Source organism: Zavarzinia compransoris (assembly GCF_003173055.1).
Lineage (GTDB): Bacteria > Pseudomonadota > Alphaproteobacteria > Zavarziniales > Zavarziniaceae > Zavarzinia > Zavarzinia compransoris.
The window spans coordinates 358776-378581 of record NZ_QGLF01000001.1 but is presented as its reverse complement, the minus strand read 5'-3'; the positions used below and the strand labels follow the sequence as shown (position 1 = coordinate 378581).

Genomic DNA, 19806 nt, shown 5'->3' with positions numbered 1-19806 from the left:
GCCCATGGCCGCCCCCCGCCCCCACATCCTCTGGTTCCGCCGGGACCTCCGCCTTGCGGATAATCCGGCCCTGGCCCAAGCGGCGGCCGGCGGCCAGCCGCTGATCCCGCTCTATATCCTCGACGATTCGGCCGGCGGCCCCTTGGGCGGGGCGCAGCGCTGGTGGCTGCATCACAGCCTCGCCGCCCTCGACGCCGCCCTGCGGCGGCTCGGCAGCGCCCTGGTGCTGCGCCGCGGCCCGGCAGCCGACGTCCTCGAACGGGTGGCGGAGGAGACCGGGGCCGATACGGTCCATTGGAACCGTCTCTACGATCCCGCCGCCATCGCCCGCGACACCGCCCTGAAAGCGGCACTGACGACACGCGGGATCACCGTCGCCAGCTTCAACGCCGCCCTGCTGTTCGAGCCCTGGACCATCCGCAATCAATCGGGCCGGCCCTTCAAGGTGTTCACGCCGTTCTGGAAGGCCTGCCTCGCCGCCCCGGCGCCGGATGCCCCCCTGCCCGCCCCGCCCCGCCTCGCCCCCGCCAGCCTTCCGGCGGGCGAGAGGCTGGACGAGTGGGCGCTGCGGCCCCGCGCGCCCGACTGGGCGGCCGGCTTCGCCCCCTGCTGGCAGCCGGGGGAAGCCGGCGCCGGCGCCCGGCTCGGGGATTTCCTCGACGGTGCCGTCGGCCGTTACAAGGCGGCGCGCGACCGGCCGGACCTCGCCGCCACCTCGCGCCTGTCGCCCCACCTCGCCTTCGGCGAGATCGGCCCCCGGCAGGTCTGGCACGCCGTGCATCACGCCAGCGGCCGCGAGCCGGCCGCGGCGCCGGGTGCCGCGCAATTCCTGGCCGAGATCGGCTGGCGGGAATTCTCGTATCACCTGCTGTTCCATCAGCCGCAGATGCCCGAACGCCCCTTGCGCGCCGAATTCGCCGCCTTTCCCTGGGCCGCGGACGGGGACGGGCTGGCAGCCTGGCGGCGCGGCCTGACCGGCTATCCGATCGTCGATGCCGGCATGCGCGAACTGTGGCAGACCGGCTGGATGCACAACCGGGTGCGGATGATCGCCGCCTCCTTCCTGGTCAAGGACCTGCTGGTACCCTGGCAGCGCGGCGAGGCCTGGTTCCGGGAGACGCTGCTCGATGCCGATGTCGCCAGCAATGCCGCCTCCTGGCAGTGGGTGGCGGGCTGCGGCGCCGATGCCGCGCCCTATTTCCGCATCTTCAACCCCGTGCTCCAGGGCGAGAAATTCGATCCGGAGGGGCATTACATCCGCCGCTTCGTGCCCGAACTGGCGCCGCTGCCCGCCGCCGCCCTCCACCGGCCCTGGGCCCAGGCCGATCTCGCCCGCCGTTGCGGCGTGACCATCGGCCGGGACTACCCCGCCCCGATCATCGACCACGGCTTCGCCCGCCGGCGGGCGCTGGCCGCCCTCGCCACCCTGAAGCAGGACAGCGCCGCATGACGGAGAGAAAGCGCATCGCCGTCATCGGCACCGGCATCACCGGCCTTGCCGCCGCCTGGCTGCTGCGCGAGCGCCACGACGTCACGGTCTACGAGAAGGACGGCCGCCCGGGCGGCCATGCCCATACGGTCACCATCGATTACGACGGCACCGCGATCCCGGTCGATACCGGCTTCATCGTCTACAACGAGGTGAACTACCCCCATCTCACCCGCCTCTTCGCCGCGCTCGGCGTCGCGACACGGGACAGCAGCATGAGTTTCGCCGTCTCCGCGCGGGACGGGCGGCTGGAATGGGCGGGCGACACGTTGGCCACGGTCTTCGCCCAGAAGCGCAACCTGGCGCGGCCCCGGTTTCTCGGCATGCTGCGCGACATCCTGCGCTTCAACCGCAATGCGGCGGCGGATCTCGCCGCCGGCCGGCTCGACGGGCGCAGCCTCGGCGATTATATCGCCGAAGGCCGCTACGGCGCCGCCTTCCGCGACGATTACCTGCTGCCCATGGGGGCGGCGATCTGGTCGACCCCGGTCGCCGACATGTCGGCCTTCCCGGCCGCCAGCTTCATCCGCTTCTTCGACAACCACGCTCTGCTGCGCGGCCTGGAGGAGCGCCACCCCTGGCGCACGGTCGAAGGCGGCTCCATCCGCTATGTCCAGGCGATCGCGGCGGCGCTCGGCCCGCGGCTGCGCCTGTCCTGCCCGGCCTTGCGCGTTGCGCGCGATGCCTTCGGCGCCACCGTCGTCGACGGCCGGGGCGGGTGCGACCGCTTCGACGCGGTGATCCTCGCCTGCCACGGCGATCAGGCCCTGGCCCTGATCGAGGCGCCGAGCGCCGCCGAGGCGCGGGTCCTGGGCGCCTTCCGCTATACGGCCAATCACGCGGTGCTGCACCGCGACCCCGCCCTGATGCCCCGGCGCCGCAAGGTCTGGTCGAGCTGGAACTACCTGAGCGGGGCCGGCGGCGGCAAGGTGGCGCTGACCTATTGGATGAACCGGCTTCAGGGCATCGACGGCGCGACGCCGGTCTTCGTCTCGCTGAACCCGCACCGGGCGGTGCGGGACGATCTGGTCTTCGGCCGCTACGACTATGCCCATCCGATGTTCGACGCCGCCGCCATTGCCGCCCAGCGCGAGATCCCGTCGCTGCAGGGCCGCGACCGCCTGTGGTTCGCCGGCAGCTATTGCGGCAACGGCTTCCACGAGGACGGCCTGAAGGCGGCGATCGATGTCGCCGCCGCGTTCGGCGTGGCGCCGGCTTGGGCGCCGGGCCGCCAGGCGGCCGCGGAATGAGACGCCCGCCTGCCGCCCTCTATCTCGGCCTTGTGTTCCACGGCCGGCTGCGGCCGGTCCGCCACGCCTTCCGCTACCGGGTGTTTTCCCTGCTGCTCGATCTCGACCGCCTGGACGAGGCGGCGGCAGGCTGCCGGCTGTTCTCGCACAACCGCTTCAATCTCCTGTCCTTTCACGACCGCGACCATGGTGCCCGCGACGGCAGCCCCTTGCGCCCCTGGATCGAGGCGCGGCTGGCCGACCACGGTCTCGGCCATCTGGCCGGCGGGCGGATCGAGGTGCTGTGCTTTCCCCGCCTCTGGGGCTTCGTGTTCGATCCGCTGACGATCTATTACGTCGCCCGGGCGGACGGCACGATCGGCGCCGTGGTCTATGAGGTGAAGAACACGTTCGGCGAGCAGCATTGCTATGTCCTGGCGGCCGGCCCGGGCGGGGGCCCGATCCGCCATGACGCGGACAAGGCATTCCACGTCTCGCCCTTCGTCGCCATGGCCGCGACCTATCGCTTCCGCCTGTCCGTGCCGGGCGAGCGCCTTCAGGTCACGATCGACGAGCACGACGACCGCGGCCGCCTGCTGATCGCCAGCCTGACCGGCGCGCGGCGGCCCTTCACCGACCGGGCGCTGGCCGCCGCCGTGGTCCGCCATCCGCTGATGACCGTGAAGGTGGTCGCCGCCATCCATTGGCAGGCGCTGCGCCTTTGGCTGAAGCGCCTGCCCATCCATCCCCGCCCCGCCGCCGGAGCCCGTTCATGAGCCTGTCCTCCACCGCCGGGCCCTGCCCCGGCGGGCCCGCCCCCGGCCTGATCGAACGCGACCTGATCGAACGCGACCGGGCCCTGCAACTCGGCGGTCTGACGCGGTGGATGCGGGTGTTGCTGCGCCTTGCCGCCCATCTCGAACACGGCACCGTGCTGATGACCCTGCCCGCCGGCCCGACCGTGGTCCTGCGCGGCCGCACCAAGGGCCCGGTCGCCGAGATCCACGTGCACGACCAGCGCATGGCGAAACGGATCCTGCTGAAGGGCGGCATCGGCTTCGCCGAAAGCCATCTCGCCGGGGAATGGGACAGTCCGGACCTCGTCGCCCTGCTCGGCATCGCCAATGTGAACGACGCCCTCCTGGACAAGGTGCTGGACGGGGCCCCGGTGACGAGGCTGCTCGCCCGCCTCGGCCACGCCCTGAACCGCAACAGCAGGTCCGGCAGCCGGCGCAACATCGCCCATCACTACGACCTGGGGAACCGTTTCTACGGCGCCTGGCTCGATCCCAGCATGACCTATTCCGCCGCCGTCTTCCCGCCGGGCGTCGACGACCTTGCCGGGGCCCAGGCGGCGAAATACGACCTGCTGGCCGGCAAGCTGGGCCTTGGCCCCGATCACCATCTGCTGGAGATCGGCTGCGGCTGGGGCGGCTTCGCCGAGCGGGCGGCAGCGAGCTTCGGCTGCCGGGTCACCGCCGTCACCATTTCCGCCGAGCAATATGCCTTCGCCCGCCGCCGCATCTTCGAGGCCGGCCTGGCCGAACGGGTGGAGATCCGCCTCCAGGACTATCGCGACATTCGGGGACGCTTCGACCATATCGCCTCGATCGAGATGTTCGAGGCGGTGGGCGAGCGCTATTGGCCGGTGTTCTTCGATCGGGTCGCGGCGCTGCTGGCGCCGGGCGGGCGCGCCGCCCTTCAGGTGATCACCATCGCCGAGACCTATTTCCCCCGCTACCGCCGGCATGTGGATTTCATCCAGAAATACGTCTTCCCGGGCGGCATGCTGCCCTCGCCCGCCGCCTTCGAACGGGCCGCCGCGGCGGCCGGCCTCGCCCGGGGCGAGGTCACCGCCCATGGCCCCGACTATGCGCGCACCCTGGCGGCGTGGCGCGGCCGCTTCCTGGCCGCCTTCGACGATCTGCGCCCGCTCGGCTTCGACGACCGGTTCCGCCGCCTGTGGACCTATTATCTCGCCTATTGCGAGGCGGGGTTCCGCACCGCCTCGATCGACGTCATGCAGGTTGCGCTGCACAAGGGCTGAATACCCCCGATCAGGGGGCTTGGCGCGCCGAGCGCCGTTTAGGGCTTGCCATCCCATCGGGCAGGCTACAGAACGGTTGGATCGAATATTGAAAGACGGCAGCACGTTCGCGTGGTTCATTCATCGAAGTCCCGGCTCCCCGCCGCGCAGGTCTGGCTCTACGGTCTGCCCGCTCTCGCCCTGACCGCAGTCGGCATCCCGCTGCTGCTCTACCTCGTCCCCTTCTATACGGAGGAAAAGGGCCTGCATCCGGAGGTCGTCGGCGGCATTCTCTTCGCCGTCCGCCTGGCCGACGCGATCTTCGATCCGACCTTCGGCGCCATTTCCGACCGGGTGCGCACGCGCTGGGGCCGGCGCCGGCCCTGGCTGCTGGTCGGCACTGTGCTGCTGGTTGTCGCGATCTGGCATGCCTTCCTGCCGCCGGCGGAGGTGAGCTGGGTCTATTTCCTGGTCTGGATGACCATCCTCTATGCCTCCTGGACCATGGTCATCGTGCCCTATGTCGCCTGGGGCGCCGAACTGACCGGCGATTTCGACGAACGCACCAGGATCGCCGGGATCCGCGAATTGTTCCTGCTGGTCGGCACCGTGCTCGCCGCCGGGGTGCCGACGATCCTTCAGACCTTCGGCCTCAGCGGCAAGGCGGCGACGATGGAGACCATCGGCCTCTTCGTCATCGTCGTGCTGCCGCTGACCCTGGTTCTCGTGTTCTGGAAGGTGCCGGAGCCGACCATGCTGGCCGCCAGCCATCACCACGGCTGGCGCGCCAGTTTCGACGCGATCCGCAAGAACGGCCCGTTCCTGCGCCTGATCAGCGCCTTCCTGCTGAACGCGACGGCCCAGGCCATGGTCGCGACCCTGTTCTTCTTCTACGTGAAATTCGTGCTTCAGGCGCCGGCCATGGGGCCGGTTCTGCTGCTGATCTATTTCGTCGCCGGCATCGTCGCCGTGCCGCTGTGGATGTGGCTGGCGGAACGTTTCGGCAAGCACCGGACCTGGGCCTTCTCCATGCTGTCATCGGCGCTGATCTTCCTGATCACGCCCTTCCTCGGGCCCGGCGACGTCTGGATCTTCTTCGTCATCTCGATCCTGACCGGCATGAGCCTCGGCTGCGACCAGATCCTGGCCTCGTCGATGCAGGCGGATGTGGTCGATATCGATTCGATCCGCTCGGGCCAGCAGCGCGCCGGCCTCTATTTCGCCATCTGGAACATGGTGACCAAGATGGCGGGCGGCATCGCGGCCGGCGTCACCCTGCCGCTGCTCGGCTATTTCGGCTTCAAGCCGGCCGAGGGCTACGACAACCCGCCGGCGGCGATCACGACGCTGGTGGTGCTGTTCGCCGTGCTGCCGCCGGTGCTGCGGCTTCTGTCGGTGCGGATCATCTGGAACTACCCGATCACCCGCGAGCGCCATGCCCGGCTGCGCGCCATGCTGGAACGGAAGCTGGCGCGCCAGGCCGCCCTCGCCGACCAGGAGTAAGATCGGCTTAATGCGCCAGGCGGCGGCGCAGCAGGCGCAATACGCCGCCGACAAGGGGCAGACGCTCGTAGAACTGGCCCGCCGCGTCCCAATGGTCGACATGGGCGACGACCAGGCCGCTGGCCGGATCGAGGGTGATTTCGCTCAAGCCCTCGATCGTCCAGTCGGGCCCCTTGGCGTAGCGGCGCAGGCGGAACGCCATGGTCCAGGCCAGGACCGCGTGCTCGCCGTCGCGAAAGCGCCGGCCGACGCTGAAACGGACGGCATCGCAATCCTCGAACAGGGCGGAAAAGATCCGCTGCACCCGGTCGAGGCCGGTAACGGCGTTGAACGGATCGCGGAACCGGATGTCGGGCGCCATCACATCGCCGAGGGTTGCGACCGTGTCGGCGCGCAGCCCTTCCATCGCCGCGGCATAGCGCGCCAGCGCGCGATCGAGATCCGCCGTGCTCATTGCCGCCCTCCGCGCCCGCTGCCGTCTCCGTCCCCGCCTTTACGCAAGGCCGCAGGCGCCGGATCAACGGCAAGGCGCCTGCGGTCAGGTGGCGGGATCAGCGGCGCCTTTTGCGCGGCTGGTCGTCGTCCGCGGTCAGGGCGCCGATCGCGGCACCGCCCGCGCCGCCGATGAGGGCGCCGGTCACGGCGCTGCCGCCGGTGATGGCCCCGATCGCGGCACCGGCGCCGGCGCCGATGGCGCCGCCCGACAGGGCCCGCTGTTCCTGATGATTGAGGCCCGAGCAGGCACCAAGGCCAAGGGTGGCGACCGCGAGCAGCGCGGCCATGGTCGTCGACTTGAACATCGTTCATCCTCCGATCAGACTATCGATATCCGCCGCCTTCCGGCGCGGGCCCCCGCCCTTGCACATCTGACCAACGCACGCTGGCGGCGATGGTTCCGAAAATCCTTCCAGAAACCATATAACCCTTTGTTTTTATTGTGTTTTATAAGGAGTATCGGCGCGTGGACAAAAAGGTCGAGATCCTGTCTCGCGAGATCGTGCACCAGGGCTTCTATCCGAAGACCGTGATCCGCCTGAAGCACCGCCGCTTCGACGGCGGGATGAGCGAGGAGATCAGCCGCGACATTCTGGAACAGGGCGGTGCCGCCGTCGTCCTGCCTTACGACCCGGTATCGGGGCGGGTCCTGCTGATCGAGCAATTCCGCCCCGCCCCCCTCATGATGGGGGACGATCCCTGGATGCTGGAAGCGGTGGCCGGCCGCACCGAGGACGGCGAGGACCCGGCCGCGACCGCCGGGCGCGAAATGGTCGAGGAAGCCGGCATCGAGGCTTCGGCGCTGGTCCGGGCCGGGATCGGCTATCCCTCGCCCGGCTGCCTGAAGGAAGTGGCGACGGTCTATGTCGGGCGCTGCGATCTCGGCCGCTATCAGCCCGGCACCCACGGCCTTGCCGACGAGCACGAGGATATCCGCACCCTGGTGGTGACCGTCGACGAGGCCCTGGCGATGGCGGCGGCCGGCACGCTGCGCAGCCTGCCGGCGCTGGTGGCGCTTTACTGGCTGGCGCTGAACCGCGCGAGCCTGTGGCGCGAGCCGGCCTGATCCGGCAGAGAGGCTGATCCGGCAGAGAGGCTTGAACCGGCCTCTCCCGGCCATTACGTTCAACGCCTCAGTGGGCGGCAACTTCCCGGAATTTCGGCGTTATGGCGATTCGCAGCGATTTCATCGACACCATCGGTCACACCCCCCTGATCCGCCTCAAGGCGGCGTCGGAAGCGACCGGCTGCGAGATCCTCGGCAAGGCGGAATTCCTGAACCCGGGCGGTTCGGTGAAGGACCGCGCCGCCCTCTTCATCGTCCGCGATGCGGAAAGGCGCGGCCTGCTGCGCCCGGGCGGCGTCATCGTCGAGGGCACGGCGGGCAATACCGGGATCGGCCTTGCCCTGGTCGGCAATGCCCTTGGCTATCGCACCGTGATCGTGATGCCCGAGACCCAGTCCCAGGAAAAGAAGGACATGCTGCGCCTGTGCGGCGCCGACCTTCGCCTGGTGCCCGCGGTCCCCTATGCCAACCCGATGAATTATGTGAAATATTCCGGCCGCCTGGCGGAAGAGATCGCGGCGAGCGAGCCGAACGGCGCCGTCTGGGCCAACCAGTTCGACAATGTCGCCAATCGCCAGGCCCATTTCGAGACCACCGGCCCCGAGATCTGGGCCGACACCGACGGCAAGGTGGACGGCTTCGTCTCCGCCGTCGGCTCGGGCGGGACGCTGGCCGGGACGGCCATGTTCCTCAAGGAAAAGAACCCGGCGATCAAGGTCGCGCTGGCCGACCCGCCGGGCGCCGCCCTCTATTCCTATTACACCACCGGCCAGTTGAAGGCCGAGGGGACCTCGATCACCGAGGGCATCGGCCAGGGCCGCATCACCGCCAACCTGGAAGGGCTGAGCGTCGACGCCGCCTACCAGATCCCGGACGACGAGAGCCTGCCGGTCGTCTTCCGCCTGCTGAAGGACGAGGGTCTCTGCCTCGGCGGCTCGACCGGCGTCAATGTCGCGGGCGCCATCCGGCTTGCCCGCGAGCTGGGCCCGGGCCATACCATCGTCACCATTCTCTGCGACGGCGGCGCACGCTACCAGAGCAAGATGTTCAACCCCGAATTCCTGAAGGCGCGGAATCTGCCGACGCCCGACTGGCTGTGACCGAGACCCGGAGCAACCCTGATGCCGAATGAGACAGGCCTCGTTTCCACCGAATGGCTTGCCGATCACCTGGGCGCGCCCGATGTGCGCGTCGTCGATGCCTCGTGGTACCTGCCGGGCGCGAACCGCGACCCCAAGGCGGAATATGCCGCCGGCCATATCCCGGGCGCCGTTTTCTTCGATATCGATGAAATCGCCGACCTGACCTCGCCCCTGCCCCACATGCTGCCGCCGGCCGAGAAATTCTCCGCCCGGGTGCGCAAGAAGGGCCTCGGCGACGGCAACCGCATCGTCGTCTATGACGGCGGCGCGCCCTTTGCCGCCGCCCGCGTGTGGTGGATGTTCCGCGCCTTCGGCCATGACGACGTCATGGTCCTGGACGGCGGCCTCGCCAAGTGGAAGGCCGAGGGCCGCCCGCTGGACGACCTGCCGCCCGCCCCGCGCGAACGCCATTTCACCGCCCGCCAGAACACCATGCGCATCCGCGATTTCGATCAGGTGCGCAACAATCTGGTCAGCCACCGCGAACAGGTGGTCGACGCCCGCAGCCGCGGCCGTTTCGCCGGCACCGAGCCGGAACCCCGTCCGGGCCTGAAGAAGGGCCATATCCCGGGCTCGGTGAATGTCCCCGCGGGCGAACTGCTGGATCCGCAGACCGGCATTTTCCTCGACCATGCCGCGCTGAAGACCAAGTTCGCGGCGGCCGGCGTCGATGCCGCCAAGCCGGTGGTCGCCTCCTGCGGTTCGGGCGTCACCGCCTGCATCGTGCTGCTGGCGCTGCATGAGATCGGCGCCCGCGATCTCGCACTTTACGACGGTTCCTGGGCCGAATGGGGCGCGCGTGCCGACGCCCCGGTTGAAGCCTGATTCGTCGAAGCCTGACGTGACCGACGAAGCCCCGCCGCCGGACTGGGTGCCGGCGGCGGGCCCGGCCCGGCCGAGCCGCATCACCTTTCTCGAGATGACCGCCCGGCCGGCGCCGCGCCGGGCCCCGCCGCCGCTGGATGCCCACGCCCTGATGCGGGTGGAGGAGCCGGCACTCGCCTATTTCCGCTGGCTCTATCACCACACCGGCCGCGACTGGATGTGGATCGACCGCCGGCGCTGGGACGACGACAGGCTGGCGGCCCATCTGGCCGCGCCGGGCTATGCGCTTTATGTCCTGTACCTGAAGGGCGGGCCGGCGGGGTTCTTCGAGCTTGTGCCCCATGACGGCGGCACCCGGATCGACCTCGGCCTGTTCGGCATCATGCCGGAATTCATCGGCCGGAAGCTGGGCCCCTTCCTGCTCGACCAGGCGATCCAGCTGGCCTGGGAGCGCGGGCCGCAGCGCCTCACCGTCGATACCTGCACCCTGGACCACCCGCGGGCCCTGGCGCTCTACCAGAAATTCGGCTTCGCCCCCTATGCGACCCGCGACCGGCTGGCCTGGCCGCTGGGGCCGGACCTCGCCAAGCTGGATTGATCAGGCCGCCGACTGCGTGAGATGGGCGGCGATCGCCTTTTTCACCGGGGCAAGGCCGTTGGCGAGGTGAAGGGCGGCCTTCCGCAGCATCTGGGCCGGGGTGCGATCGTCGGTATAGAGGCCGGCGATGATATTGGTCGCCTGATAGAGCGGCCAGGTCGCCTGCCGGTGCACCCGGTCGTATTCCGCCAGCAGGCCGGGATCGGCGATGTCGAGGCCGAGGCGGCGCGCCCGCAGCAGGCGCTGCGACAGGCGTTCCGCCGCTTGCAGGCCGAAATTGAAGCCATGGGCGGTCACCGGGTGCATGCCGACCGCGGCATCGCCGACCAGGGCGCAGCGCGGCCCGGCAAAGCGCCGGGCATAGACCCCGACCAGCGGATAGAGATGGCGCGTGCCGGTCTGGCGCATGGCCCCCAGCCGGTTGCCGAAACGCCTGGTGATATCGGCGTTGAAGGCCGCCTCGTCCAGCGCCATCACCGCCGCCAGTTCGTCCGCCGGCAGGGTCAGGACCACCGAGGCCTGCAAGCCATTCAAGGGCAGCAGGGCCAGGGTCTGGCCATAATCGAACCATTCCCAGGCGACATGATCGTGCGGCAACTCATGGGCCATGCGGCAGACCATCATCGAGCGGCCGTAGTCGCGCCGTGCGGCGGCAATGCCCAGCATGTCGCGCGTTTCGGAAAAGCGGCTGTCGGCGGCGGCGACGAGGCGGGCGCGGACGGCCGCACCGTCGTCGAGGGTCAGGGTCACCGCGTCGCGGGTCCGGTCGAGGCCAGTCACCATCCGCCCGGTGACGAGACGGCCGGCGCCGCTGGCCTTCAGCGCGCCATAGGCCGCCCGGCGGATCAGGTGGTTGGGCACCAGGAAGCCGAGTTGGTCCTCGCCGACCGCGGCCGCCCTGATGTTGAGGGCGAAGAGCGAGGCGCCGTCCATGATCTTGGCATCGCGCAGCGGCGAAATCTCCGCCGCCGGCAGCAGCGGCCACAGGCCAAGATCGGTCATGATCCGGCGCGAGGCATGGGTCAGGGCGATTTCCCGCCCGTCGAAGGCGGGATCGGCCAGGGCGCTTTCCGGCTGGCGTTCGATCAGAACGATGTCGAGCCCGCTGCCCGCCAGCGCCTGGGCGAAGCTGAGACCGGCCGGACCGGCGCCGACGATCGCGATATCAACATCCATGATCCAACCCTCGCGTCAGGCCCCCACCATAGGGCCGAAGGCCGGTGCCGGCCAGCCCCCGGCGACGACCGGCCGCAGCCGAGCTAGCGAATGGTCCGCCGCAGAAAAGCGCCGACCTCGGCGATCGCCGCCCTGCCCTCCGGAATATAGCGGGCGAAGGCGTGCCAGACATGGGGCATGCGGTGCCAGATGTCGATCTGCACCGGCACGCCGGCAGCCCGGAGCTTGGCCGCCATCCGGGTCGAATCGGAGAGCAGGATCTCGTCCGATCCGACATGGATCAGGCAGGGCGGCAGGCCGGCGGCATCGCCATAGATGGGCGAGGCTTCCGGGTGCCGCGGGTCCGCGCCCTGGAGATAGGCCATGGCCCCGAACAGCACCCCGGACAGCGGGATCATGGGGTCGGCCTTGGCGTTCAGGAAATGGCTTTCCCCGGTCGCCGTCAGGTCGAGATAGGGCGAAAGCCCGACCGCCGCCCCCGGCATGGGCAGGCCGAGCGCTTTCAGGCGCATGAGCAGGCCGAAGGTCAGGCCGCCGCCGGCGGAATCGCCCACGACCGCGATCCGCTTCGGATCGATGCCGCGGTCCAGCAGATGGCGATAGGCGACCAGGCAATCGTCGATCTGGGCCGGGAAGGCATGGTCGGGGGCCAGGCGGTAATCGATCACCAGCATGCGGGCCCGCGCTTCCCGCGCGATCCGCCAGGTGAAGCCGAGATGGGTGCGCGGCGAGCAGATCACATAGCCGCCGCCGTGGAGATAGAGGATATGGCGGTCCTCGGCCGCCTCGGCCGGGGTGATCCAATGGCCGGGCACGCCGTCCGCCACCGTATCGACCACCGAAATATCGGCGGGCACCGGCGGCAGGCGCTTCGCCATCTTCTCGGTGCGGGCGCGCACAGCCTGGACGGGGACGTCGAAGCGGAGCGCCTCCTTGAACATGCGGCGGAGCGCGAAGCGCATGAGCCGGGCCCGCAGGCTGATGCGCCGCGGCGCGCCCTGGTCCAAGCGGATGGGCAGCAAGCCCGCGTTACCCCGTACCGACGCCATGTTACCCATTCCCCATGTTGCAGTTTTGCTGCGCATAGTGGCGGGGCGGCGCCGGCCGGGCAAGCCTCAGCCGTTCAGCGCATGGCGCGAAATGATCTGAAACGGCCCGTCGTCCGCCTGTTCGAAGACCGCGACCTCGGTCACCGCCACCGGCTTGCCCGGCACGCCGGCGAAATGGCCCAGCGCGCCGACCTCCACCCTTTCCCGCTCGGGCGAGGTCAGGCGGCAGGTCAGGGTCATGTGAAAGCGCCATTCGTCGAACAGATAGGGATAGCCCCAGGCGGTGAGATTGGCGTCCTGCGCCGGGGTCAGGCCGGCGGCGCGGCGCTTTTCCAGTTCGGCCGCCCCGGCGGCAGCGCGGAGGGGATCGAGGTCGCGGACGAAATGGTCGCTCAGGCGCCGCCAGGGCGCCATGTCGCCCTCCGGCACCAGCGCCAGGAAGCCGCCGACGCGGCCGACCTTCAGCCCCGGCGCCTCGAAGGCGGGAAAGCCGGCCGCCGCCCGCGCCACCGCCGCCAGGAGATCGTCCCGCCCCGCCCCGTCGACAAGGCGGATCGGCGGCTTCAGGGTGGCGTGGAAACCATAGCGCCGGGCATCCGCCGTCAGGTCGGCGAAGCGCGCGGGCGTGATCGGCGACAGCAGGGGCTGGGCCGGGGTAGCACCGGTGGCCGGGTCGCGCCCCAGCCAATGCGCGCCCAGGCGATGCAGGGCCCCCGCCGCCGGGGGCGCCCAATAGACGGCGTAACGGCTGGCCATGATCACATCACCCGCCGGCCGTCGCGCCACACCATGTCCACCACCGGCAGGCGGCCGTGGCGCTTCACCCGGAGCACATCCGCCCGCCGCCCGGCCTCCAGCGCACCGATATCGTCGAGGCCGAGAGCGCGGGCCGGGTTGGCGCTGACGGTCGCGATCGCCTGGGGCAGGCCGTGGCCCAGGTCGTCGTGCAGGGCGAAGGCGGCGATCAGCATCGAGGCGGGCACATAGTCCGATGCCATGACGTCGAGAACGCCCGCCGCCGCCATCTCCGCCACCGCGACATTGCCGCTGTGCGAGCCGCCGCGGACGAGATTGGGCGCGCCGCCGATCACGCTCATGCCCTGGCCGTGGGCCGCCCTGGCCGCCTCCAGGCTGGTCGGGAATTCGCTGATGGTGATGCCGTCGGCCAGCGCCTCCGCCACTTCTTCGGGGGTGCGGTCGTCATGGCTGGCGACCGGAACGCCGCGCGCCTTGCACAGGGCGATGATCGCCCCCCGGTGGCGCGGGCCCAGCGCATCGCGCACCGCGCGGCGGCGCTCGACATAGGCATCGAATTCCGCATCGCTGAGCTGGGGATATTGCTGGCGGTATTTGCCGGCATCGACGAATTGGCGCTGGCCGGGCGTATGGTCCATGACCGAGGCGAGCAGAAGGTCCGGGTCGTCCATCAGGCTGGAAAACAGGTCGACGACATTCTCGTGCCCGATCTCGCAGCGCAGGTGCAGGGCATGGCGGGCCTTGAACACGCCGCCGTCGCGCCCGGCCTTCCAGGCTTCGACCGCCTGGCCGAAAGTCTTCACCCGGTCGCCGTCGGGCCAGACGTCGCCGACGGCGAGACTGTCGAGCACGGTGGTGATGCCCGCCGCCAGCACCTGGCGGTCGTGGGCGATGATCGCCGCCGCCGCCGGCCAGGGCACGCGCACCCGCGGCATCATGTGTTTCTCGAGGTTGTCGGTATGGAGGTCGACAAGGCCGGGCAGCAGGTGATCGCCGCCCAGGTCCACGGCGCCGGGGGCATGGCTGCGCCCGCTCTCGACCGCCGCGATCCGCCCGTCGCGCACCACCAGGGTGGCCCCGGCCAGCACCGCCGTGGGTGTAACCACCGTTGCATTGGTCAGGATCGTTTCCGTGCTCATGCCGCCTGCTCCACCCGTTGCATGCCGAACAGCCGTGTCGCGATGCGCCCGCGCATGGCGCCGTCGTGGCAGATGGCGACCATGGCCGTGCCGCGCGCCCGCGCCTGTTCGATCAGGCCGGCGACGATAGCGGCATTTTCCGCGTCGAGCGAGGCGGTCGGCTCGTCCAGCAGCAGCAGGGGCCAGTCGACGACGAAGCCGCGCGCGATATTCACCCGCTGCTGTTCCCCGCCCGAAAAGGTGGCGGGCGGCAGCGACCACAGTTTTTCCGGCAGGTTGAGGCGGGCGAGCAGCGCCGCCGCCCGGTCCCTGGCCTCGGCCGCCGGCACGCCGCGTGCCCGCGCCGGTTCGGCGACGATATCGAGCGCCGCGACCCGCGGCACCACGCGCAGGAACTGGCTGACATGGCCCATCACCGTGCGGCGCAGTGCCAGGACCGCCCGGGGTTCCGCCCGGGCGATGTCGGTGCCGGCGACCGAGACCGAACCGCCATCGACCCGATAGGTGCCGTAGATCACCTTCAGCAGGGTGGACTTGCCGACCCCGGAAGGCCCGTCCAGCACCACGCATTCGCCCGGGACCACATCGAGATCGACCCGGGCGAGCACGTCCAGGCGGATGCCGCCGCGCAGGTGCTGCACGAAATGCTTGGTGACGCCGCGAAGGGCGAGAACCGGTTCCGCCATGATCAGGCCGCCAGGACAGAGGAAACGAGCAATTGGGTATAGGGTTCGCGGGGATCGTCCAGCACCTGATCGGTCAGGCCGCTTTCGATCACCCGCCCGCCCTGCATGACCATCAGCCGGTCGGCCAGCAGCCGCGCGACGCCGAGATCATGGGTGACGATGACGACGGTCAGGCCGAGATCGGCGACCAGCCCGCGCAACAGGTCCAGGAGGCGGGCCTGGACGGAAACATCCAGGCCGCCGGTCGGCTCGTCCATCAGGATCAGGCGCGGGCCCGAGACCAGGTTGCGCGCGATCTGCAGGCGCTGCTGCATGCCGCCCGAGAAAGTGTCGGGCCGGTCGTCGATGCGGCTGGCGTCGATCTCCACCCGTCCCAGCCAGTCGAGCGCCGCCGTGCGGATGCGGCCGTAATGCCGGCCGCCCGCCGCCATCAGCCGCTCCCCGACATTGCCGCCGGCGGTAACGGCGAGACGCAGGCCGTCACGCGGGTTCTGGTGCACGAAGCCAAGCTCGGTCCGCGCCAGATGGCGGCGCCGCGCCTCGCTCAGGATCAGGAGATCGACCACCGCGCCATCCGCCTGGCGATAGAGGATGCGGCCACGGTCGGGCCGCAAGCCGCCGCCCAGCGCCTTCAGCAGCGTGGTCTTGCCGGAACCGGATTCGCCGACCACGCCCAGCACCTCGCCGGGCCAGAGGCGAAAGGACAGGCCGCGCATGCCCTTGCCGTTGCCGTAATCATGGGCGAGATCCTCGACTTCGAGCAGCGGGACGTCAGGCGGCATCGTCGTGCTCCTCGCGGCGGGACGTGCAGTGATCCGTATCGGAGCAGACGAACATCCGCCCGCCCCGGTCGTCGATCACGATCTCGTCCAGATAGCTTTCGGTATCGCCGCACAGCGCGCAGGGCACGCCCGGGTGATCCAGGCTGAAGGGATGGTCCTCGAAGTCGAGGCTGCGCACCGGCGTGTGGGGCGGGATCGCATAGATGCGCTTCTCCCGCCCGGCGCCGAACAATTGCAGGGCCGGGCAATCAGCCAGTTTCGGGTTGTCGAACTTGGGGATCGGGCTGGGACTGGTCAGGTAACGCCCCGCGACCTCGACCGGGTAGTCGTAGGCGCGCTTGATCTTGCCGTGGATGGCGATGTCCTCGTAAAGCTCGACCTGCATCACGCCGTAATCGCCGAGCGCGTGCAGCATGCGGCTTTCGGTCTCGCGCGGTTCCAGCCAGCGCAAGGGTTCCGGGATCGGCACCTGATAGACCAGGATCTGGTCCTCGGTCAGGGGCTGTTCCGGGATGCGGTGGCGGGTCTGGATCACCGTCGCCTCGGCCGTCGCCGTCGTCGTCGCGACGCCGGCGGTGCGGGCGAAGAAGCGGCGGATGGAAACCGCGTTGGTGGTGTCGTCCGCGCCCTGGTCGATGACCTTCAGGGTATCGTCCGGGCCCAGCACGGCCGCCGTCACCTGGATACCGCCGGTGCCCCAGCCATAGGGCAAGGGCATCTCGCGCGAGGCGAAGGGCACCTGATAGCCGGGCACCGCCACCGCCTTCAGCAGGGCGCGGCGGATCATCCGCTTGGTCTGTTCGTCGAGATAGGCGAAATTGTAACCTTCGGCCGTGCTCATTCCGCTGCCTCCCGCCGGTCCTTGCCATCGAGCGCCCGAAGCGCCCGGACCAATTGCAGTTCCGCCTGGAAATCGACGTAATGCGGCAGCTTCAGGTGCTGGACGAAGCCCGACGCCTCGACATTGTCGGCATGGGACAGCACGAATTCCTCGTCCTGGGCCGGGCCCTGCACCGCCTCGCCGAATTCCTCGGCGCGCAGGGCGCGGTCGACCAGGGCCATGGCCATGGCCTTCCGCTCGCCCCGGCCGAAGACGAGGCCGTAGCCGCGGGTGAATTGCGCGGGCCGGGTGGCATCGCCCTTGAACTGGTTGATCATCTGGCATTCGGTGACCGCGATCTCGCCGATCTCGACGGCGAAGCCGAGTTCCGGCACCTCGACCTCCACCGTCACCGTGCCCTGGCGGATCTCGCCGGCGAAAGGATGGTTGCGGCCATAGCCGCGCTGGGTCGAATAGGCCAGCGACAGCAGGAACCCCTCGTCGCCGCGCGCCAGCCCCTGGAGGCGCAGCGCCCGCCCGGCGGGATAGGCCAGCGGTTCGCGGGTCAGGTCCGGGACCGCGCCGGTCTCGTCGGCGGGCGGGTGCTCGCGCTCGATCAGGCCCTCGTCGGCGAGAAGATCGAGCACGCGGGGCATTCCCTCCGCCAGGGGGGCCGCGGACGGCGGGGCCGCCACCTCGCCCCCGGCGGCCAGGACGAAGTCCAGCAGGCGGTGGGTATAGTCATAGGTCGGGCCCAGGACCTGGCCGCCGGGCAGGTCCTTGAAGGCGGCGGAAATCCGCCGGTCGATGGCCATGGCGCCGGTATCGACCGCTTTGCTGGCGCCGAAGCGCGGCAGCGTGGTGCGATAGGCGCGCAGCAGGAAGACCGCCTCGATGATGTCGCCCTGGGCCTGTTTCAGCGCCAGCGCCGCCAGTTCCCGGTCATAGAGCGAGGCTTCGGCCATCACCCGGTCGACCGCGAGGCCCAATTGTTCCGCGATCTGGTCGAGGCCGATCTCGGCCACCGCCGGATCGCCGCGCCGTTCTTCCGCCAGCCAGGCGTGCGCGGCATCGATCGCCGCCTCGCCGCCCTTCACCGCGACATACATGGCCGTCCCCCTAGAGAAGGCGGGTGCTGCGCGGCAGGGCCGCCACGCGCTCGCCGCAACAGAAAACGAGATCGACGCCGAGCGGGAAACCCGCCCGCTGCGCGTTCCAGGCCGCGGCGAAAGCCGCCGGCAGGCCGGTGACCGCCAAGGTGGCGCTGCCGTTGATACCCGGCCCCGCCAGGGTGAGGGCCGGGCCGGCGCCCAGCGCCGCCACCTCGACGATCACGGTCGCCGCCCGGTCGGGATAGGCATCGCTGCCGGCCGCGAAACGGTCCAGCGGCAGCAGGTCCGCCGCCGGCACCAGGGCGAAGGCCGCCGCCCCCGCCGCCGCCAGGGGCGCGCCGAGGCCGGCGGTGACGAAGCCGGCCACCGCGCCCCCGGCATAGCCGGGCGCCAGGAACACCGGCGTGTCGAGATCGGCCAGCGTCGCCAGGACCGAGGCGGCGGCCGGGCTGAGCCCCGCCGGCGCCGCCGCCGGGCGGGCCAGGGTCTCGATCCGGCCGGGCCGCGCCAGGGCCTGAAGCACGGCCCGGAAACAGGCCTGCGACTGGAGCGCGGCATCGGCGAAACCGGCGTCGAGGCCGGCGATCAGGGCCGTGTCAGACATCGCCGCGCACCATGGTGAAGAAATCGACCTTGGTCGCCGCCGCCCGTCCCGCCCGGGCCGCCGCCGCCGCCGCCTGTTCCGCCGCCAGCGGCGCGATCAGGTCGCGGTCAAGCGCGGGGCCCAGGGCCGGGTCCTGCATCAGCGCATCCAGGCGGGCGACCAGTTCCGCCTTGGCCCGGTCGCGCCCGGCGACGACGCCGACGCCGAGACGCCCCTCGCCGTCCGCCACCGTGCAGCGGCTGACCGTCATCTCGCCCATGTTGAAGCGCTCGCCCGTGCCGCCGGCCCGGCCGCGCACCATGACGAGGCCGGTTTCGGCCGGCCGCAGCACCCGCAGCCCATGCCCCGCCGGCACATCGTCGAGCGCCGCCGCAAGCCGCGCCCGGGGCGCCCGGGCGAGCACCGCAAGCCAGCGGCGGCGCCCTTCCTGTTGCCTGTCGTCACTCATTATCCGATCACCATATTGTCTAATCGTCTATATGTTTGTAGGGTGGCGGCGATCGCGTGCCGCGACAAGGGGGATCTATCGTGACATTGGTTGAGCCGGCCCGGGGCCGCGGCCTCGCCATCTGGGCCCAGATCGCCGAAATCCTGCAGGACGAGATCACCCGGGGCGTGGTGAAACCGGGCGAGCAACTCCCGCCCGAGGCGGTGCTGGCCGCCCGCTTCCGCGTCAACCGCCACACGCTGCGCCGCGCCGTCGCCGCCTTGCAGGAGGCGGGCGTGGTGCGCGTCGAACAGGGGCGCGGCACCTTCGTCGCCGAGGATGTGATCGACTACGCCCTCGGCCAGCGCATCCGCCTGACCGAGAACCTGCGCAAGCTGGACCGCACCCCCGGCTCCACCTTCCTGCGCGGGGTGGAACTGCCGGCGCCGGCGCGGATCGCCCGGGCGCTGGCCATGCGCGCGGGCAAGCCGGTGATCCTGCTGGAAACCCTGTCCTTCGCCGACGGCAGGCCGATGAGCGTGGGCGCCCATTACTTCCCGAAGGCGCGGTTCGACGGCATCATCGAGGATTACCGCCGCGTCGGCTCCATCACCAAGGCCCTGGCCGAGCGCGGCATCGACGATTATTTCCGCAAGGTGACCCGCATCACCGCCCAGATGCCGGACGCGGCCGACGCCCGCCTGCTGCAACAGGCGCGCAACCAGCCGATCCTGGTGACCGAGGCGGTGAACGTCGATATCGCGGGCACCCCGATCGAATTCGGCCACAGCCGTTTCTCGGGCCCCCGCGTGCAGTTCACCGTGGAAAACTGACGAGGTCATCCGCGCATCCTTCCGCGTCCCGCCATTGGTCTAGACGACT

22 protein-coding genes are annotated in these 19806 nt (G+C 70.3%); 10 read left to right on the top strand and 12 right to left on the bottom strand.

From position 1 onward, the window contains the following. Window positions 1-4 precede the first annotated feature (4 nt). From DKG75_RS01865 to DKG75_RS01845, 5 genes are all read left to right on the top strand, one after another. Complete coding sequence (locus DKG75_RS01865; RefSeq protein ID WP_109919372.1) at window positions 5-1450, top strand: cryptochrome/photolyase family protein; 1446 nt, start codon at window positions 5-7, stop codon at window positions 1448-1450. After that, entirely contained in the window at window positions 1447-2739 is a 1293-nt protein-coding gene (locus tag DKG75_RS01860) for an NAD(P)/FAD-dependent oxidoreductase (RefSeq protein ID WP_109919371.1), read from the top strand. Before DKG75_RS01865 ends, DKG75_RS01860 begins: the two co-directional genes overlap by 4 nt. Then, a complete protein-coding gene (locus tag DKG75_RS01855; RefSeq protein ID WP_109920109.1) occupies window positions 2736-3494 on the top strand; it encodes a DUF1365 domain-containing protein in 759 nt (252 codons plus the stop codon). The genes DKG75_RS01860 and DKG75_RS01855 overlap by 4 nt, the downstream gene beginning before the upstream one ends. Beyond that, window positions 3491-4765 (top strand): SAM-dependent methyltransferase, encoded by a 1275-nt coding sequence (locus tag DKG75_RS01850; RefSeq protein ID WP_109919370.1) that lies wholly within the window; start codon window positions 3491-3493, stop codon window positions 4763-4765. Before DKG75_RS01855 ends, DKG75_RS01850 begins: the two co-directional genes overlap by 4 nt. 111 nt (window positions 4766-4876) lie before the next feature. After that, window positions 4877-6247: an MFS transporter gene (locus DKG75_RS01845; RefSeq protein ID WP_166646431.1), complete on the top strand. Its 1371-nt coding sequence runs from the start codon at window positions 4877-4879 to the stop codon at window positions 6245-6247. Between the two features lie 7 nt (window positions 6248-6254). Here DKG75_RS01845 and DKG75_RS01840 read toward each other — a convergent pair whose 3' ends face one another. Both DKG75_RS01840 and DKG75_RS01835 read right to left on the bottom strand, forming a co-directional pair. Then, window positions 6255-6701: a nuclear transport factor 2 family protein gene (locus DKG75_RS01840; RefSeq protein ID WP_208112014.1), complete on the bottom strand. Its 447-nt coding sequence runs from the start codon at window positions 6699-6701 to the stop codon at window positions 6255-6257. Between the two features lie 97 nt (window positions 6702-6798). Then, window positions 6799-7047 (bottom strand): YMGG-like glycine zipper-containing protein, encoded by a 249-nt coding sequence (locus DKG75_RS01835; RefSeq protein ID WP_208112015.1) that lies wholly within the window; start codon window positions 7045-7047, stop codon window positions 6799-6801. Between the two features lie 161 nt (window positions 7048-7208). On the opposite strand from DKG75_RS01835, the gene DKG75_RS01830 reads away from it, so the two are divergent. From DKG75_RS01830 to DKG75_RS01815, 4 genes are all read left to right on the top strand, one after another. Then, the gene (locus DKG75_RS01830; protein WP_166646432.1) at window positions 7209-7808 is read left to right on the top strand and encodes an NUDIX domain-containing protein; all 600 of its coding nucleotides are present in this window, start codon (window positions 7209-7211) and stop codon (window positions 7806-7808) included. A gap of 101 nt (window positions 7809-7909) precedes the next feature. Beyond that, window positions 7910-8908 (top strand): cysteine synthase A, encoded by a 999-nt coding sequence (locus DKG75_RS01825; RefSeq protein ID WP_109919367.1) that lies wholly within the window; start codon window positions 7910-7912, stop codon window positions 8906-8908. 21 nt (window positions 8909-8929) lie between these two features. Continuing rightward, the gene (gene sseA, locus DKG75_RS01820; RefSeq protein WP_109919366.1) at window positions 8930-9775 is read left to right on the top strand and encodes a 3-mercaptopyruvate sulfurtransferase; all 846 of its coding nucleotides are present in this window, start codon (window positions 8930-8932) and stop codon (window positions 9773-9775) included. A gap of 16 nt (window positions 9776-9791) precedes the next feature. Continuing rightward, window positions 9792-10373 (top strand): GNAT family N-acetyltransferase, encoded by a 582-nt coding sequence (locus DKG75_RS01815; protein ID WP_133636896.1) that lies wholly within the window; start codon window positions 9792-9794, stop codon window positions 10371-10373. Here the strand turns inward: DKG75_RS01815 and ubiM are convergent, their stop codons facing one another. From ubiM to phnG, 10 genes are all read right to left on the bottom strand, one after another. Continuing rightward, the gene (gene ubiM / locus DKG75_RS01810; RefSeq protein ID WP_208112016.1) at window positions 10374-11549 is read right to left on the bottom strand and encodes a 5-demethoxyubiquinol-8 5-hydroxylase UbiM; all 1176 of its coding nucleotides are present in this window, start codon (window positions 11547-11549) and stop codon (window positions 10374-10376) included. A gap of 83 nt (window positions 11550-11632) precedes the next feature. After that, window positions 11633-12598: an alpha/beta hydrolase gene (locus DKG75_RS01805; RefSeq protein WP_166646433.1), complete on the bottom strand. Its 966-nt coding sequence runs from the start codon at window positions 12596-12598 to the stop codon at window positions 11633-11635. A 66-nt stretch (window positions 12599-12664) separates the two neighbouring features. Beyond that, complete coding sequence (locus tag DKG75_RS01800; protein ID WP_109919362.1) at window positions 12665-13354, bottom strand: DUF1045 domain-containing protein; 690 nt, start codon at window positions 13352-13354, stop codon at window positions 12665-12667. Window positions 13355-13356: 2 nt separating this feature from the next. Then, window positions 13357-14493 (bottom strand): alpha-D-ribose 1-methylphosphonate 5-triphosphate diphosphatase, encoded by a 1137-nt coding sequence (locus DKG75_RS01795; RefSeq protein WP_109919361.1) that lies wholly within the window; start codon window positions 14491-14493, stop codon window positions 13357-13359. Continuing rightward, on the bottom strand, window positions 14490-15179 hold the full coding sequence (phnL, locus tag DKG75_RS01790) for a phosphonate C-P lyase system protein PhnL (protein ID WP_109919360.1): 690 nt from the start codon (window positions 15177-15179) through the stop codon (window positions 14490-14492). The genes DKG75_RS01795 and phnL overlap by 4 nt, the downstream gene beginning before the upstream one ends. Window positions 15180-15181: 2 nt before the next feature. Further along, entirely contained in the window at window positions 15182-15961 is a 780-nt protein-coding gene (gene phnK, locus DKG75_RS01785) for a phosphonate C-P lyase system protein PhnK (RefSeq protein ID WP_109919359.1), read from the bottom strand. Next, window positions 15951-16802, bottom strand: a complete 852-nt coding sequence (locus DKG75_RS01780) for an alpha-D-ribose 1-methylphosphonate 5-phosphate C-P-lyase PhnJ (RefSeq protein ID WP_109919358.1) — start codon at window positions 16800-16802, stop codon at window positions 15951-15953. The genes phnK and DKG75_RS01780 overlap by 11 nt, the downstream gene beginning before the upstream one ends. Further along, window positions 16799-17890 carry a carbon-phosphorus lyase complex subunit gene (locus DKG75_RS01775; protein WP_109919357.1) on the bottom strand — a complete coding sequence of 364 codons (1092 nt, stop codon included), beginning with the start codon at window positions 17888-17890 and terminating at the stop codon, window positions 16799-16801. The genes DKG75_RS01780 and DKG75_RS01775 overlap by 4 nt, the downstream gene beginning before the upstream one ends. A 10-nt stretch (window positions 17891-17900) precedes the next feature. Next, window positions 17901-18497, bottom strand: a complete 597-nt coding sequence (gene phnH, locus DKG75_RS01770) for a phosphonate C-P lyase system protein PhnH (protein ID WP_109919356.1) — start codon at window positions 18495-18497, stop codon at window positions 17901-17903. Beyond that, a complete protein-coding gene (gene phnG, locus DKG75_RS01765) occupies window positions 18490-18945 on the bottom strand; it encodes a phosphonate C-P lyase system protein PhnG (RefSeq protein ID WP_109919355.1) in 456 nt (151 codons plus the stop codon). Before phnG ends, phnH begins: the two co-directional genes overlap by 8 nt. An 80-nt stretch (window positions 18946-19025) precedes the next feature. On the opposite strand from phnG, the gene phnF reads away from it, so the two are divergent. Beyond that, a complete protein-coding gene (gene phnF / locus DKG75_RS01760) occupies window positions 19026-19757 on the top strand; it encodes a phosphonate metabolism transcriptional regulator PhnF (protein WP_166646434.1) in 732 nt (243 codons plus the stop codon). Window positions 19758-19806: the final 49 nt, after the last annotated feature.

What these genes read in the sequence shown, in the direction of transcription:
- DKG75_RS01865 (WP_109919372.1), top strand. Translation starts at nt 5, where the DNA reads ATGGCCGCCCCCCGCCCCCACATCCTCTGGTTCCGCCGGGACCTCCGC.
- DKG75_RS01800 (WP_109919362.1), bottom strand. Translation starts at nt 13,354, where the DNA reads ATGGCCAGCCGTTACGCCGTCTATTGGGCGCCCCCGGCGGCGGGGGCC.
- ubiM (WP_208112016.1), bottom strand. Translation starts at nt 11,549, where the DNA reads ATGGATGTTGATATCGCGATCGTCGGCGCCGGTCCGGCCGGTCTCAGC.
- DKG75_RS01775 (WP_109919357.1), bottom strand. Translation starts at nt 17,890, where the DNA reads ATGTATGTCGCGGTGAAGGGCGGCGAGGCGGCGATCGATGCCGCGCAC.
- phnK (WP_109919359.1), bottom strand. Translation starts at nt 15,961, where the DNA reads ATGCCGCCTGACGTCCCGCTGCTCGAAGTCGAGGATCTCGCCCATGAT.
- DKG75_RS01840 (WP_208112014.1), bottom strand. Translation starts at nt 6,701, where the DNA reads ATGAGCACGGCGGATCTCGATCGCGCGCTGGCGCGCTATGCCGCGGCG.
- DKG75_RS01835 (WP_208112015.1), bottom strand. Translation starts at nt 7,047, where the DNA reads ATGTTCAAGTCGACGACCATGGCCGCGCTGCTCGCGGTCGCCACCCTT.
- DKG75_RS01850 (WP_109919370.1), top strand. Translation starts at nt 3,491, where the DNA reads ATGAGCCTGTCCTCCACCGCCGGGCCCTGCCCCGGCGGGCCCGCCCCC.
- DKG75_RS01855 (WP_109920109.1), top strand. Translation starts at nt 2,736, where the DNA reads ATGAGACGCCCGCCTGCCGCCCTCTATCTCGGCCTTGTGTTCCACGGC.
- sseA (WP_109919366.1), top strand. Translation starts at nt 8,930, where the DNA reads ATGCCGAATGAGACAGGCCTCGTTTCCACCGAATGGCTTGCCGATCAC.
- DKG75_RS01805 (WP_166646433.1), bottom strand. Translation starts at nt 12,598, where the DNA reads ATGGCGTCGGTACGGGGTAACGCGGGCTTGCTGCCCATCCGCTTGGAC.
- phnL (WP_109919360.1), bottom strand. Translation starts at nt 15,179, where the DNA reads ATGGCGGAACCGGTTCTCGCCCTTCGCGGCGTCACCAAGCATTTCGTG.
- DKG75_RS01795 (WP_109919361.1), bottom strand. Translation starts at nt 14,493, where the DNA reads ATGAGCACGGAAACGATCCTGACCAATGCAACGGTGGTTACACCCACG.
- DKG75_RS01825 (WP_109919367.1), top strand. Translation starts at nt 7,910, where the DNA reads ATGGCGATTCGCAGCGATTTCATCGACACCATCGGTCACACCCCCCTG.
- DKG75_RS01860 (WP_109919371.1), top strand. Translation starts at nt 1,447, where the DNA reads ATGACGGAGAGAAAGCGCATCGCCGTCATCGGCACCGGCATCACCGGC.
- phnG (WP_109919355.1), bottom strand. Translation starts at nt 18,945, where the DNA reads ATGAGTGACGACAGGCAACAGGAAGGGCGCCGCCGCTGGCTTGCGGTG.
- phnH (WP_109919356.1), bottom strand. Translation starts at nt 18,497, where the DNA reads ATGTCTGACACGGCCCTGATCGCCGGCCTCGACGCCGGTTTCGCCGAT.
- DKG75_RS01780 (WP_109919358.1), bottom strand. Translation starts at nt 16,802, where the DNA reads ATGAGCACGGCCGAAGGTTACAATTTCGCCTATCTCGACGAACAGACC.